Consider the following 13,910-nt stretch of genomic DNA (forward strand, 5'->3'; position numbering starts at 1 on the left):
GGCCGCGGCACAAGGGATGCGGGTGCTGCACGGGGCAGGCCCGCCAAAGTCAAATTGCTCAACAAGGAGGATTTGCTGATATGTCACGTCTCGATTTCACCCCCTATCGCCGCTCGACCGTGGGTTTCGATCGCCTGTTCGACCTGCTCGAACAGCAGGCCCGCCAGAATTCGGGCGACAATTATCCCCCTTTCAACATCGCCAGGCGCGGTGAGGACGAATACCGCATCACGCTTGCCGTGGCCGGATTCCGCCCGCAGGATCTCGACATCACCGCGCAGCAGAACCTGCTCGTCGTGCAGGGCAAGAAGCGCGAGGAAGATGACGACGACGCGGAGCTGATCCATGTCGGCATCGCCAACCGCGGGTTCGAGCGCCGCTTCGAACTGGCCGACTTCGTGCGGGTCCGCAGCGCGGATCTCGCCGACGGGCTCCTCACGATCGACCTGGTGCGCGAAGTGCCCGAGGCGATGAAGCCCAAGAAGATCGCCGTGAACGGCGCGGCCACCCTGACCGCGGTCCCGGACGCGCGGGACCGGAAGGACAGCGAGGCGCAGAACGCCGACGCCGCCTGATCGGACCGATCCCGCGACCGAATGAACGAGCCGGCCCGGCGCGAGCGAACCTCGCGCCGGGCCGAACTGATTCAGGATGGACGCCGTAGCGCGATCGAGGATGAGGTTTCGCAAAGGGGTTGGAGGCGGACCTGCGTTAGGTCCGCCTCCGCGACCTGAGCCGCCCCGGCCAGTCCCGTCCGTCCGGGTCGCAGAAGACGGACGAGCCCGGCGCGAGCCCGTTGCGGCAGGATCCGTCCGAACCCGTAAGTTCCCCCGCCGCTAACCTGTCAGGCAAGGCGGCTGCCCTGCCCCCGTGAGAAGCGAGACCTTGTGGGATCCGCCCCTTATGAAAACCTGTAGGTCTGATGCAAGACTAGGGCGGAAAAGCGGGGCATTGCAAGGATAATTTCACATCATTTTAGGAACACGACACATCCTGTGCCGGGCATGACCCATCAAGGCACAATTCGCGTGTCGGGAAGGCGTTTCGGGCAGCAGGAGGCGGATGCGGGCAGCGCGCGGGACCACGGCGGCCGGTTAGTCTCGCCCGGCTGACGGGCCTGCGGGATCAGACGAGTCGCGACTGTTCGAGCGCGGCCGCGATGAACCCCGCGAAGAGCGGGTGCGGGTCGAACGGTTTCGACTTGAGCTCCGGGTGGAACTGCACGCCGACGAACCAGGGATGGTCGGGCCGCTCGACGATCTCGGGCAGCAGGCCGTCGGGCGACATGCCGGCGAACACGAGGCCCTGTTTTTCCAGCGGCTCGATATAGGCGCTGTTGACCTCGTAGCGGTGGCGGTGGCGTTCGGAAATCGTGGTCGCGCCGCCGTACATGGTCGAGGTGTGGCTGTTCGGCGAAAGCTTCGCCTCATAGGCGCCGAGCCGCATCGTGCCGCCGAGGTCGCCGCCCTCCTCGCGCTGCTGGAGGCCTTCCTCGCTCATCCATTCGGTGATGATGCCGACCACCGGCTCCCGCGTTTCGCCGAACTCGGTCGAGGACGCCCCGGCAATGCCCGCGGCGCGCGCGCCTTCGATGCAGGCCATCTGCATTCCGAGGCAGATGCCGAAGAAGGGCACCTTGCGCTCCCGCGCGAAGCGGACGGAGGCGATCTTGCCCTCACTCCCGCGGGTCCCGAAGCCGCCGGGAACGAGGATGCCGTGCATCGGTTCGAGCCGGCTGACGATCTCGCTTTCGTCCTCGCCCTCGAAGATCTCGGCGTCGATCCAGCGGATGTTGACCTTGACCCGGTTGGCGAGCCCGCCGTGGACGAGCGCCTCGTTGAGGCTCTTGTAGGCATCGGGCAGGCCGACATACTTGCCGACCACGCCGATCGTGACTTCGCCTTCCGGGTTGAAGTAGCGGTCGGTAACGTCCTTCCAGGCGGAAAGGTCGGGCTCGGGCGAGTCGGTGATGCCGAAACCGCGCAGGACCTCCGCATCGAGGCCTTCCGCGTGGTATTGCAGCGGGACCGAGTAGATCGAGGGCGCGTCGAGCGCGGGGATCACCGCCTCGCGCCGGACGTTGCAGAAATTGGCGATCTTCTGCCGTTCGGCATCGGGGATCGGATGCTCCGCCCGGCACAGCAGGACGTCGGGCTTGATGCCCAGCGACGCGAGTTCGCGCACCGAGTGCTGGGTCGGCTTGGTCTTCAGTTCGCCCGCAGCCGCGATGTAGGGCACCAGCGTCACATGGACCGAAAGCGTCCGGAGCGGTTCGAGTTCGTTCCTGAGCTGGCGGATCGCCTCCATGAAGGGCAGGGATTCGATGTCGCCCACCGTCCCGCCGATCTCGCACAGGATGAAGTCGTGGTCGTCGCTGTCGGCCAGCGCGAACTGCTTGATCGCGTCGGTCACGTGCGGGATGACCTGCACCGTCGCGCCGAGATAGTCGCCGCGCCGCTCGCGCGCGATGATGTCGCGATAGACCCGCCCGCTCGTGATGTTGTCGCTCTGGCGCGCCGAAACCCCGGTGAAGCGTTCGTAGTGACCAAGGTCGAGATCGGTCTCCGCCCCGTCGTCAGTGACGTAGACTTCGCCGTGCTGGTAAGGGCTCATCGTGCCCGGATCGACGTTGAGATAGGGATCGAACTTGCGGATGCGGACCTTGTAGCCGCGCGCCTGGAGGAGCGCGGCGAGGCTTGCCGCCATCAGGCCCTTGCCAAGCGATGAGACCACGCCGCCGGTGATGAAGATGAACCGCGCCATGGGATCGTCGCCTTAGTGGTGAGGTGTGATTCGGGGCAAGCGAATTGGCCCGGCGCGTGCAGGGCCATCCACAGCTTGCGGAAGGATGAAAGCCGCGCGGCCCGCGCGAGTTGACGCCGTAACCCGCTTATTCGGCGAGCGGCGAATCGTCGTCGATCGGTGCGGGCGCGTCTTCGGAAGCGGGATCGGCCAGCGGCGCATCCTCGCCCGCTTCGGCCGGCGCGTCAGAGCGTTCGCCGAGCAGGTCGTCCGCCCGGCTCGCCGGGCCGCCGCGCTCCAACGTCGAGGTCACGTCGCTCACGCTCTGCGTCTCCACCGCCACCGCGGCCAGCGCGATCGACAGCGCGACGAAGACGATCGCCAGCCACTTGGTCGCGCGGGTCAGGAAATCGGCCGCGCCGCGCGCGCCGAGTGCTCCGCCCGGGCTCCCCCCGATACCGAGCCCGCCGCCCTCGCTGCGCTGCATGAGCACGACGCCGACCAGCGCGGCCGCGACGATCGCCTGGACGACGGTGAGGAAGAGGAACAGCGACATGAACGGGCTTCTCGGTTGGTGTGTCGGTCGGGGATGGCGGGACGCCGGGCGGCCCTGCCTTCCCGGCATTCAGGCCGCCCATGTAGGGACAGGCGGGCGCCCCGGCAAGTTCGGATCGAGCGGCGGTTCAGCCTTCGTCGGCTTCGGCCGCGGCGAGCGCGATGCTCATGAAGCTGTCGACGGTGAGGCTCGCCCCGCCGACGAGCGCGCCCCCGACCTCGGGGGCGGAGAGGATTTGCCCGGCGTTCTCGGGCTTGACCGAGCCGCCGTAGAGGATGCGGACTTCCGCGCCCTGTTCTTCCCCGAACAGTTCGACCAGCAGCGTCCGGATCTCGCGGTGCATCTCGGCAATGTCCTCGACCGTCGCGCTGTTGCCGGTGCCGATCGCCCAGATCGGTTCATAGGCGATGGTCAGGCGCTCGGACGCCGCGGCGAGCGCCTCGTGCCCGACCGGGAGCGAGGCCTTGAGCTGGCGCTTGACGAAGGAGACGGCCTTGCCCGCCTCGCGGGTCTTGTCGCTTTCGCCGCAGCACAGGATGATCCTGAGCCCCGCGGCGAGCGCCGCCTCGACCTTGGCGCGGATGATGGCGTCGCTCTCGCCATGGTTCTGGCGGCGTTCGGAATGGCCTAGGATGACGAACTTCGCGCCCGCATCGGCGACCATGACGGCCGAGATGTCGCCGGTGTGCGCCCCGCCGTCCTCGTGGTGGCAGTCCTGCGCGCCGACGCCGATCTGCTCGGCCTCGCGGTGCACGGGATGGATCAGGGTGTAGGGCGGCGCGATCGCCACCTCGACTTTCATGTGCCGCTGGGCGGCGCGGTCGATCGCGCGCGCTTCGGAAAGCATGGCCCTTGTGCCATGCATCTTCCAGTTACCAACGATGTAAGGCCGCTGGGGCATGGGTTCATCCTGCGAAGTTAGAAGCAATTTGTGCGAGAAATCTCACCGGGCGGTTTAGCCGCGCGGGGCAGACGCCGCTAGCCGACATTGCTGCGCTAGTCAAAAGCCACGCTCACCTGTTGCCGCGAGGTCGCAGGCCGGATAAAGGCGCTGGTCCGAAACGACCCGCGCCGCTCCGGGCGCGGCCGCGCCGCCTCTGACGGGACCAGTCACGACATGTTTTCCTCTATCCGCCGATTCTTCCAGTCGAAATTCGGCCTGCCGATCTTCATCGGTTTTCTCATCCTTGTCGCGCTCGCCTTTGCCGCGGCCGACATCACCGGCTCGACCTTCGGCGGGGTCGCGGGCGGCGACCGGGTCGCTGTGGTCGGCGATGAACGCGTTCCGGCGAGCGAGCTGGAAAGCACCGCCCAGTCCGCGCTCGAACAGGTCCGGAGCGAGGATCCGACCATCGGGATGCCCGAATTCGTGGAGGAGGGCCTGCTCGACGAGGTGCTGCGGCAATTGATCGATCGCTATGCCGTGGGCAATTTCGCCGAAGAGCTCGGGCTGCGCGCGGGCCGCAACCTGATCAACAGCGAGATCCTCCAGATCCCGGCCTTCCGCGACGTCGCGGGCGAATTCGACGAGGAAACCTATCGCCAGGCCCTGCGCGCGCAGGGCCTCACGGACGATATGCTGCGCGGCGATCTGAAGGACGGCCTGCTCGAACAAATGCTGTTCCGCCCCGCGCTCGCCGCGCCGCAGCTGTCCGAACGCGCCGCGCGGCAATATGCCTCGCTCGTCCTCGAACGCCGCCGCGGCGCTATCGCGCTGATTCCGAGCGAACTCTACGCCCCGGAAGGCGAACCGGAAGACGGCAAGCTCGAGGCCTTCTACGAGGAGAACCGCAGCCAGTTCCGCCGGCCGCAACAGCGCGTGATCCGCTTCGCCACCTTCGACGGGGATTCGATCCTCGCCGACGTCGAAGCGACCGAGGACGAGATCGCCGAACGCTACGAGGCGAACCGCGACACCTACGCCGCGCGCGAGCGCCGGGCGTTCAGTTCCTTCGTCGTGCCGACCGAGGATGCGGCAAACGCGCTGGCCGAGCGGATCAGGGGCGGGCTTTCGCTCGAGGCGGCGGCCCGGGAGGCCGGCTTCGAAGTCTCCTCGAGCGACCTGCTCGACCGCGAGGAGGTCGCGAACACGACCAGCTTCGCGCTGGCCGAATCGGTCTTCGCCGCCGCGGAAGGCGCCATCGCCGAACCGGCGCGCGGCACGCTCGGCTGGTATGTCGCGCGGGTCGACGAGGTCGAACGGATCCCGGCGCGCAGCCTTGCCGACGCGACCGACGAGATCGCCGCGCAGATCGTCGAGGAAAAGCGGGCCGCCGCGCTCGTCGACCTGTCGACCCGGATCGAGGACGAGATCTACGACGGCACCGCGCTGGCCGAGGTGGCCGAGGCCTTCGATCTCGAAGTCCGCACGAGCCCCCCGCTGCTCGCCAACGGCGCGGTCTTCGACGAACCCGGAGCCGAGATCCCGCGCGAGCTGGGACCGGTGCTCGAAACCGCGTTCGAGATGGAGGAGAGCGAACCGCAGCTCGCCCAGCTCGACCGCGGCGAACGCTTCATCATCTTCGACGTGAGCGAGGTGATCCCTTCTGCCGCCCCGCCGCTCGCCGAGATTCGCGAGGAAGTCACCGCCGCGTGGCGTCTGGCCGAAGGCAGCGCCGAGGCGCGCGAGGCGGCGCGCCGGGTGCTCGCGAAGACGCGGGAGGGCAGCGATTTCGCCGACGCGCTGCGCGCAGAGGAGGAACCGCGCTTCCAGGTTCAGCCCATCGACCTGTCGCGCCGCGAACTGCTCGCCCAAGGCGGGCGCAACATCGCCCCGCCGCTGGTCCTGCTGTTCTCGATGGCGCAGGGCTCGACCAAGCTGCTCGAGGCGCCGCAGGATCTCGGCTGGTACCTCGTCGACCTGGAAGAGATCGAGGCCGACCCGCTCGCGGCGGATGACCCCGCCCTCGCCCAGACCCGCCAGCAATTCGCGCCGACGCTGGCCGACGAATACCGCCGCCAGCTCGCCCGGGCGATCCGGGACGAGGTCGGGGTCGAACGCAACGAGGACGTGATCGAAGCGGTCCGCAGGCGGCTCGCCGGCGAAAGCTGAGCGGGGATGAGGGGCCGCACGTGACCGGATCGAACGAAACCGGCCTGCCCGAAGGTGCCGAGGCGGCAGCGCGCGCGCTGCGCGCGGGCGCGCCGGCGCTGGTCTGGCGCCGGGTGGTGGCCGACTGCGACACGCCGGTCAGTGCGGCACGCCGATTGATCGAGGAGGGGCGCGGCGATTTCCTGCTCGAATCGGTCGAGGGCGGCGAGGTGCGCGGGCGCTACAGCCTGCTGGGGCTCGATCCCGACCTCGTGTTCCGGGCCGGGTCCGACGGGGCCGAGATCAATCGCCACTGGCAGCGTGACCGCGAAGCGTTCGAGCCGCTGCCGGGCAATCCGCTCGACCGGCTGCGTTCGCTGGCCGCGGCGTGCCGCATCGACCTGCCCGAAGGCGATGCCGAGGCCCTGCCCCCGGCGCTCGCCTGCCTTGTCGGCTATTTCGGCTACGAGACGATCGGGCTGGTCGAAAAGCTCCCGCGCGCCCCCGCGAGCGAGCTTGCCCTGTCCGACATGCTGTTCGTGCGCCCGACGCTGATCCTCGTCTTCGATGGCCTGACCGATGCGCTCCACTGCGTCGCGCCGATCTGGCAGGCGCAGGACCCGGATGCCGCCATCTTCGCCGCGGGCGAGCGGATCGACGCCGCGCTCGCCGCGCTCGTCCGCCCGCGCCCTGCCGAGCCGCGCGCCGCGCCCGACACGCCCCTGCCCGAGCCCCGGCCGGTCATGGCGGGCGAGGATTACAAGGCGATGGTGGCGGCCGCCAAGGACTACATCCTTGCGGGCGACATCTTCCAGGTCGTGCTCGCCCAGCGGTTCACCTGCCCCTTCGACCTGCCACCGCTCGCGCTCTACCGCGCGCTGCGGCGGGTCAATCCCTCGCCCTTCCTCTATTTCCTCGATCTTCCCGGCTTCGCCATCGTCGGATCGAGCCCGGAAATCCTTGTGCGGGTGCGCGGCGGCGAAGTCACGATCCGCCCCATCGCCGGGACTCGCCCGCGCGGCGCCACGAGGGCCGAGGACGAGGCGAACGAGGCCGAACTCCTCGCCGATCCCAAGGAATGCGCCGAGCACCTGATGCTGCTCGATCTCGGCCGCAACGATGTCGGCCGGGTCGCGACGCGCGGCAGCGTGACCGTCACCGACAGTTTCACGATCGAGCGTTACAGCCACGTCATGCACATCGTCAGCAACGTCGTGGGCGAACTCGGCGAAGGGCGCGATGCGCTCGACGCGCTGTTCGCGGGTTTTCCGGCGGGCACCGTCTCGGGCGCGCCCAAGATCCGCGCCTGCGAGATCATCGCCTCGCTCGAGCCGGAGACGCGCGGCGCCTATGCCGGGGGCGTCGGATATTTCGCGCCCGACGGATCGGTCGATTCCTGCATCGTGCTGCGGACCGCGGTGGTGAAGGACGCGGTGATGCACGTGCAGGCGGGCGCGGGGATCGTGGCCGATTCCGATCCCGATGCCGAACTCGCCGAATGCCGGGCCAAGGCGGGCGCGCTCTTCGCCGCCGCGCGCGAGGCGGTGCGCCTCGCAAGCGAACCGGGATACGGCCGGTGAAGCGCCTCTTGCCCCTCCTTGCGCCGCTTTGGCTTGTCGCCTGCGAACAACAGCCCGCGGGCGAGCCGGTGGTGCGGACCGAACTCGGCGAGGCTCCCGCAGCGCAGCCGGCGGACGCGGACGCGGCCGAGGCCGAAGCGCCGGAGGTGCCGCAGCCCGCCTCGGCCTGCACCGCCCTCACCTTCGAGGACACGGCCTTCACCCATTGCATCGCGGACCCCGAACGCCACACCATCCGCACCGCCCTCGCCCCTGCCGGCGGCCAGCCCTTCGGCTCGCTCGCCGCCTTCGCCGAAACCGCCGAGGCAGGCAGCATCGCCTTCGCCATGACCGGCGGGGCCTTCGGCGACGACCTGCGCGCGGTCGGCTATTACGTCGAGGACGGCGAACGGTTTTCGGAGCTCGATCGGGCCGATGGCGAGGGCAATTTCTACATGAAACCCAACGGCGTCTTCTTCGGCACCGGCGACGAATGGCGCGCGATGGCGAGCGAGGCCTTCTTCGCGACCATCCGCGACCGCCCGCAATTCGGGACGCAATCGGGTCCGATGCTGGTGACGGGCGGCGAGCTCCACCCCGATTTCGAGGACAACGGCCCCTCGCGCGCCGTCCGCAGCGGGGTCGGCGTGGACAGGCAGGGCCGTGCCCATTTCGTGATCGCCGAGGACGAGGTCAGCTTCGGCCGCATCGCGCGCCTATTTCGCGACGAGCTCGAGACGCCCGAGGCGCTGATGCTCCAGTCGGGCAATTCGGCGCTGTGGGACCCGGCTTCCGGGCGGCTCGACCAGGGGCGGGCTGGGCCGATCCTCGTGGTGGAGGAAAAACCGTGACCCTCGCCTATGAACGCACCCTCTATCCGCCGATCGAGCCCTACGAAACCGGGATGCTCGACGTCGGCGAGGGCCACTCGCTCTATTACGAACGCGTCGGCACGCCCGGCGCGAAACCCGCGGTCTTCCTCCACGGCGGCCCCGGCGGAGGCATGAGCCCGGCCCATCGCCGCCAGTGGGATCCGGACCTCTACGACGTGCTCCTGTTCGACCAGCGCGGCTGCGGCCGCTCGATGCCCTTTGCCGCGATCGAGGCAAACGACACCTGGCGCATCGTCGCCGACATCGAGCGGCTTCGCACGATGTGCGGGCACGACAAATGGCAGGTGCTCGGCGGCAGCTGGGGCGCGACGCTCGCGCTCGCCTATGCCCAGACCCACCCCGACCGGGTCAGCGAAATCGTGCTGCGCGGCGTCTTCCTCGCCCGGCAGAAGGAGAAGCGCTGGCTCTACGCCTACGGGGCGAGCGAGATCATGGCCGAACAATGGGACCGCTTCACCGGGCTCATCCCCGAAGCCGAGCGCGGCGACCTGGTGAAGGCCTATCACGACCGGCTCACCAGCGAGGACGAGGACACCCGCCTCGCCGCGGCGCGCGAATGGTCGCTGTGGGAGGGCACGGTCGCGACCCTGCTCCCGAACGAGGCGCTTCTCGACGAATTCGCCGACCCGGCCAAGGCGGTTCCCTTCGCCCGCATCTGCGCGCGCTTCTTCCTCGAGGACTTCTTCCTCGAAGAAGGCCAGCTCCTCGCGAACATGGACCGCATCCGCCACATCCCCGGCATCATCTTGCAGGGCCGCCACGACATCTGCACCCCGCCAACCAGCGCGTGGGAGGTGAAGAAGGCCTGGCCCGAGGCCGAGCTGTGGATCGTCCACGATGCGGGCCATTCCGCGGGCGAGCCGGGCATCGTGGACGGCCTCGTGCGGGCGACGGACAAGCTGGCAGGCAAGACATGATCCTCGTCATCGACAATTACGACAGCTTCACCTTCAACCTCGTCCATTACCTCATGGAACTGGGCGCGCAGGTGCGGGTGGAGCGCAACGACGCGATTTCGGCTTCCGAAGCGCTGGCCACGGGCGCGAGAGGCTTCCTCATCTCCCCCGGCCCCTGCACGCCGAATGAGGCGGGGGTGAGCCTCGATCTCGTCGCGGCCTGCGCGGACGCGGGAAAGCCGCTGCTCGGCGTGTGCCTCGGCCATCAGGCGATCGGGCAGCATTTCGGCGGGCGCGTCGTGCGCGGCGGGTTGATGCATGGCAAGACATCGCCGGTCACGCATGACGCGACGGGCGTGTTCGCGGGCCTGCCCTCCCCTTTCACCGCGACGCGCTATCACAGCCTCGAAGTGGTCGATGCGCCCGAAATCCTGATCGCCAACGCCCATGCCGAAACGCCGGGCGGCGATCACCTTTCGGTGATGGGCCTGCGCCACGCAGAGCTGCCCATTCACGGCGTCCAGTTCCACCCCGAAAGCATCGCGACCGAGCACGGCCATGCCCTGCTCGCCAATTTCGCGAAGCTCTGCGGGATCGAGACGGCCCTGCCCGAAAAGGTTGTTTCGCGATGAGCCTGCTGCCCGACATTTCCCGCCCCCTGTCCGAAGCCGAGGCCGAGCGCGCCTTCGGCGTCCTGCTCGACGGGGAACCGGACGAGGAGGAGATCGAGCGCTTCCTGATCGATCTTACCGATCGCGGCGAGACCTCCGACGAAATCGCGGGCGCGGCGCGGGCGCTGCGCGCGCGGCTGATCCCGATCGATGCGCCCGAAGACGCGATCGACGTCTGCGGCACGGGCGGCGATGGGCACCATACCCTGAACGTTTCGACCGCGGTCAGCCTGGTCGTCGCGGCCTGCGGGGTGCCCGTGGCGAAACACGGCAACCGCGCGGCCTCGTCCAAGGCGGGGGCGGCGGACACCTTGGAAGCGCTCGGGCTCGACATGGACGCCGCCGGGCGGACCGCGGAAAGGACGCTGGCCGAGATCGGCATCTGCTTTCTCTTCGCCAGGAACCACCACCCGGCGATGGCGCGCATCCAGCCCATCCGGGTGCGGATCGGGCGGCGCACGATCTTCAACCTGATGGGCCCGCTGTCCAACCCCGCGCGCGTCGCGAGCCAGCTCATCGGGATTGCCCGGCCGGCCTACGTGCCGATCTACGCGGGCGCGATGGCACGGCTCGGCACGGGTTGCTCGCTGATCGTCTCGGGCGACGAGGGGCTCGACGAGCTCAGCCTTGCCGGCGGCAACGAGGTCGCGGTCGTGACCGGTCACAGTTTCGAGATGCAGCGCGCTGAGCCCGCCGACGCGGGCCTCCCGCGCGCTCCGATCGAGGCGATCCGCGGCGACGATGCGGCGCACAACGCCGCCGCGCTCAAGGCGCTGCTGATGGGCGCTCCCGGACCCTATCGCGACGCGGTCCTGTTCAACGCCGCCGGCGCGCTGCGCGTGGCGAAGCGGGGCGAGGCGTGGCGCGACCGGATCGCCATGGCCGCCGAAGCGATCGATTCGGGGGCGGCGCGCCGCCTGCTCGAACGCTGGATCGCGCTGGCGGTATGACTTGCCGCCTTTCCAACAGGGCAATGCCGGGAGGCCGAATTTCATGAACAAGCTCGAGGAAATCTGCGCCGCCAAGCGCGAGATCGTCGCCGCCCGCCGGAACGCGATCTCGCTCGGCGAACTCGAAGCCGCGGCCGCGCGCGCCGCGGCCCCGCGCGGGTTCGAGGCGGCCCTGCGCGAAGCGAGCGCCGGGGGCTTCGGCCTCGTCGCGGAAATCAAGCGGGCGAGCCCTTCCAAGGGCCTGATCCGCGAGGATTTCCGCCCCGGCGACCATGCCCGCGACTACGCGGCGGGCGGCGCGGCCTGTCTTTCCGTGCTGACCGATGCGCCCTATTTCCAGGGGCACGAGGACTACCTCGTCGCCGCCCGCAGCGCCTCGAGCCTGCCGGTCCTGCGCAAGGATTTCATGATCGATCCGTGGCAATGCATCGAAGCGCGCGCGATCGGGGCGGATGCGGTGCTCGTGATCGTCGCCGCGCTGGAGGACGCGCAGATGGCCGAGATCGAGGCCGCGGCGCTTGCGCTCGGCATGGACGTGCTGGTCGAAATCCACGACGAGGGCGAACTCGAACGCGCCGCAAAGCACCTCAGCTCCCGCCTGATCGGGATCAACAACCGCGACCTTCGCACCTTCGAGACAAGCCTTGCCGTGACCGAAAGGCTCGCCCCGCTCGCCCCGCAGGGCGCGCTGATCGTCGGCGAAAGCGGCATCGGGTCCCACGCCGATTGCGAGCGGCTGGCGGCGGCGGGCGTGCGTTGCTTCCTCGTCGGGGAAAGCCTGATGCGCGCGCCCGACATCGCAGCGGCGACTCGGGAACTGCTTGGCGGCTGAACGGGCCTGCGACGGCGCGACTGTTCGCGGGGCTGCTCCCATGGCATTGACGGGCGCAAGGGAGCGACACGAATGAGCAAGCTCACACATCTCGGCGAGGACGGCACCGTTCGCATGGTCGATGTCGGCGGCAAGGCCGCGACCGCCCGGCTCGCGGTCGCCTCGGGCCGGATCGCGATGAGCCCCGCGGCCCTCGCCGCCATCCGGGCGGGCGATGCGCCCAAGGGCGACGTGCTGGGCGCCGCGCGCATCGCCGGGATCATGGCGGCCAAGCGCACCGGCGACCTCATCCCGCTGTGCCACCCCTTGGCGCTGGAGGCGGTGAGCCTCGATTTCACCTTCGAGGACAGCCCGCAGGCCGCGGTCCGGGTGACGGCGAGCGCCTCGCTGACGGGCCGGACCGGGGTCGAGATGGAGGCGATGGTGGCAGTCACGATGGCGCTGCTCACGATCTACGACATGGCGAAGTCGATCGACAAGGGGATGGTGATCGGCGAGGTCCGCCTGGTCGAGAAGCGCGGCGGCAAGAGCGGCGACTGGCACGCGCCCGCCGGGAAAGCATGACCGGACCGCTTCCGCTCGAAGACGCGCAGGCCCGGCTGCTCGCCCTCGCCCCGCCCGTGCGCGCCGAGGACGTTGCGATCGAGGATTCCTTCGGCCGGGTGCTCGCCGCCGATCTCTTCGCCGCGCGCAGCCAGCCTGCCGCCGACCTCTCGGCGATGGACGGCTATGCCCTCGCCGCCGATGGAGGCTCCGTTCAGTGGCGCGTGGTGGGCGAGAGCCGCGCCGGACACCCATTCGCCCGCACCCTCGGCTCGGGCGAGGCCATTCGGATCTCGACCGGAGCGCTGATGCCGCAGGGCGCCGACCGGGTCCTGCTCAAGGAGGACGCGCTGGTCGATGACGGGACGGTGCGCTGCGCGCAAATGCCGCCGGCCGGGTCCCACGTGCGGCGGCGCGGCTTCGATTTCGAGCAGGACAGCACGGTCCTTTCCAAGGGAACCGTCCTCGGTCCGGCGCAGATCGCTCTCGCGCTCGCCGCGGGCCATGCGCGCTGCGCCGTGGCCGCGGTGCCGCGCGTGGCGGTGCTCGACAGCGGGGACGAACTCGTGCGCGATCCTGCCGCCTGCGGACCGGGGCAGGTCCCGGCCTCGAACGGGGCGATGCTGGCGGCCCAGCTCGCCCCGCTCGGGGTGCGTGCGATACGGCTCGGCCCGGTGGCGGACACGCTCGAAGCGCTAGCCGCTGCGCTGGAGGAAGCCGAGGATGCCGACATCCTCGTGACGAGCGGCGGCGCATCGGTCGGCGATCACGACCTCGTGCGCCAGGCGCTGGCCGACCGGGGGGCCGCGATCGCGTTCTGGAAGGTCGCGATCAAGCCGGGCAAGCCGCTTCTCGTCGCGACCCGCGCGCGCGGCGACGCCCCGCCGCAGGTCGTCATCGGCCTGCCGGGCAATCCCGTGTCGAGCTTCGTCACGGCTTTTCTCTTCGTCCTGCCGCTGGTTCGCGCGGCGATGGGGGCGACCGCTTCCCTGCCCCGCCCGGTCGCCATGCGTGCGGGCGAGGACCTGCCCGCGGCCGGGGCGCGGCGGACATTCCTGCGCGCGGTCCATGACGGCCGGGTCGTGCGCGAGGCCGGTTCGCAGGATTCGAGCGCTCTCACCGCCCTCGCCGCGGCGAACTGCCTGATCGACCGGTCGGCCGGCGCCGCCCCGCTGCGCGCGGGCGAGGAAGTCATGGTCTTTCCCCTCCACGGCGCCTGAATCGCGCGGGTTTCCGC

At 69.7% G+C, this 13,910-nt stretch carries 13 protein-coding genes; 10 read left to right on the forward strand and 3 right to left on the reverse strand.

The window, feature by feature from the left end:
* The first annotated feature begins 80 nt into the window (after window positions 1-80).
* Window positions 81-575, forward strand: coding sequence for an Hsp20 family protein (locus BLU08_RS03765; RefSeq protein WP_090195496.1), 495 nt, complete (start codon window positions 81-83; stop codon window positions 573-575).
* A gap of 550 nt (window positions 576-1,125) precedes the next feature.
* Here the strand turns inward: BLU08_RS03765 and BLU08_RS03770 are convergent.
* The 3 genes from BLU08_RS03770 to tpiA all read right to left on the reverse strand — a co-directional run bounded on the left by BLU08_RS03770 (window position 1,126) and on the right by tpiA (window position 4,199).
* Window positions 1,126-2,763, reverse strand: coding sequence for a CTP synthase (locus BLU08_RS03770; RefSeq protein WP_090195498.1), 1,638 nt, complete (start codon window positions 2,761-2,763; stop codon window positions 1,126-1,128).
* A 127-nt stretch (window positions 2,764-2,890) separates the two neighbouring features.
* The gene (secG, locus tag BLU08_RS03775) at window positions 2,891-3,298 is read right to left on the reverse strand and encodes a preprotein translocase subunit SecG (RefSeq protein ID WP_172800977.1); all 408 of its coding nucleotides are present in this window, start codon (window positions 3,296-3,298) and stop codon (window positions 2,891-2,893) included.
* 127 nt (window positions 3,299-3,425) lie between these two features.
* Window positions 3,426-4,199: a triose-phosphate isomerase gene (gene tpiA, locus BLU08_RS03780; RefSeq protein WP_090195501.1), complete on the reverse strand. Its 774-nt coding sequence runs from the start codon at window positions 4,197-4,199 to the stop codon at window positions 3,426-3,428.
* 216 nt (window positions 4,200-4,415) lie between these two features.
* Here tpiA and BLU08_RS03785 point away from each other — a divergent pair, with 216 nt between their 5' ends.
* The 9 genes from BLU08_RS03785 (at window position 4,416) to glp (ending at window position 13,893) form a co-directional block, all read left to right on the forward strand.
* A complete protein-coding gene (locus tag BLU08_RS03785; RefSeq protein WP_090195503.1) occupies window positions 4,416-6,350 on the forward strand; it encodes a SurA N-terminal domain-containing protein in 1,935 nt (644 codons plus the stop codon).
* A gap of 44 nt (window positions 6,351-6,394) precedes the next feature.
* Window positions 6,395-7,909, forward strand: a complete 1,515-nt coding sequence (trpE, locus tag BLU08_RS03790) for an anthranilate synthase component I (RefSeq protein ID WP_090200968.1) — start codon at window positions 6,395-6,397, stop codon at window positions 7,907-7,909.
* Window positions 7,906-8,739 carry a phosphodiester glycosidase family protein gene (locus BLU08_RS03795; protein ID WP_233996073.1) on the forward strand — a complete coding sequence of 278 codons (834 nt, stop codon included), beginning with the start codon at window positions 7,906-7,908 and terminating at the stop codon, window positions 8,737-8,739. The genes trpE and BLU08_RS03795 overlap by 4 nt, the downstream gene beginning before the upstream one ends.
* Window positions 8,736-9,698, forward strand: coding sequence for a prolyl aminopeptidase (gene pip, locus BLU08_RS03800; protein WP_090195509.1), 963 nt, complete (start codon window positions 8,736-8,738; stop codon window positions 9,696-9,698). Before BLU08_RS03795 ends, pip begins: the two co-directional genes overlap by 4 nt.
* Complete coding sequence (locus tag BLU08_RS03805) at window positions 9,695-10,309, forward strand: aminodeoxychorismate/anthranilate synthase component II (protein WP_090195512.1); 615 nt, start codon at window positions 9,695-9,697, stop codon at window positions 10,307-10,309. The genes pip and BLU08_RS03805 overlap by 4 nt, the downstream gene beginning before the upstream one ends.
* Window positions 10,306-11,298 carry an anthranilate phosphoribosyltransferase gene (gene trpD, locus BLU08_RS03810; protein WP_090195515.1) on the forward strand — a complete coding sequence of 331 codons (993 nt, stop codon included), beginning with the start codon at window positions 10,306-10,308 and terminating at the stop codon, window positions 11,296-11,298. The genes BLU08_RS03805 and trpD overlap by 4 nt, the downstream gene beginning before the upstream one ends.
* 43 nt (window positions 11,299-11,341) lie before the next feature.
* Window positions 11,342-12,130 (forward strand): indole-3-glycerol phosphate synthase TrpC, encoded by a 789-nt coding sequence (gene trpC / locus BLU08_RS03815; RefSeq protein ID WP_090200970.1) that lies wholly within the window; start codon window positions 11,342-11,344, stop codon window positions 12,128-12,130.
* 72 nt (window positions 12,131-12,202) lie between these two features.
* Complete coding sequence (gene moaC, locus BLU08_RS03820) at window positions 12,203-12,694, forward strand: cyclic pyranopterin monophosphate synthase MoaC (RefSeq protein ID WP_090195518.1); 492 nt, start codon at window positions 12,203-12,205, stop codon at window positions 12,692-12,694.
* A complete protein-coding gene (gene glp, locus BLU08_RS03825; protein ID WP_090195521.1) occupies window positions 12,691-13,893 on the forward strand; it encodes a gephyrin-like molybdotransferase Glp in 1,203 nt (400 codons plus the stop codon). The genes moaC and glp overlap by 4 nt, the downstream gene beginning before the upstream one ends.
* Window positions 13,894-13,910: the final 17 nt, after the last annotated feature.

Source organism: Erythrobacter sp. HL-111 (genome assembly GCF_900105095.1).
Lineage (GTDB): Bacteria > Pseudomonadota > Alphaproteobacteria > Sphingomonadales > Sphingomonadaceae > Erythrobacter.

Bases quoted from the DNA above. Each gene is read 5' to 3' on its own strand.
- BLU08_RS03765 (WP_090195496.1), top strand. From the start codon at position 81: ATGTCACGTCTCGATTTCACCCCCTATCGCCGCTCGACCGTGGGTTTC.
- BLU08_RS03770 (WP_090195498.1), bottom strand. From the start codon at position 2,763: ATGGCGCGGTTCATCTTCATCACCGGCGGCGTGGTCTCATCGCTTGGC.
- secG (WP_172800977.1), bottom strand. From the start codon at position 3,298: ATGTCGCTGTTCCTCTTCCTCACCGTCGTCCAGGCGATCGTCGCGGCC.
- tpiA (WP_090195501.1), bottom strand. From the start codon at position 4,199: ATGCCCCAGCGGCCTTACATCGTTGGTAACTGGAAGATGCATGGCACA.
- BLU08_RS03785 (WP_090195503.1), top strand. From the start codon at position 4,416: ATGTTTTCCTCTATCCGCCGATTCTTCCAGTCGAAATTCGGCCTGCCG.
- BLU08_RS03805 (WP_090195512.1), top strand. From the start codon at position 9,695: ATGATCCTCGTCATCGACAATTACGACAGCTTCACCTTCAACCTCGTC.
- trpD (WP_090195515.1), top strand. From the start codon at position 10,306: ATGAGCCTGCTGCCCGACATTTCCCGCCCCCTGTCCGAAGCCGAGGCC.
- trpC (WP_090200970.1), top strand. From the start codon at position 11,342: ATGAACAAGCTCGAGGAAATCTGCGCCGCCAAGCGCGAGATCGTCGCC.
- moaC (WP_090195518.1), top strand. From the start codon at position 12,203: ATGAGCAAGCTCACACATCTCGGCGAGGACGGCACCGTTCGCATGGTC.
- glp (WP_090195521.1), top strand. From the start codon at position 12,691: ATGACCGGACCGCTTCCGCTCGAAGACGCGCAGGCCCGGCTGCTCGCC.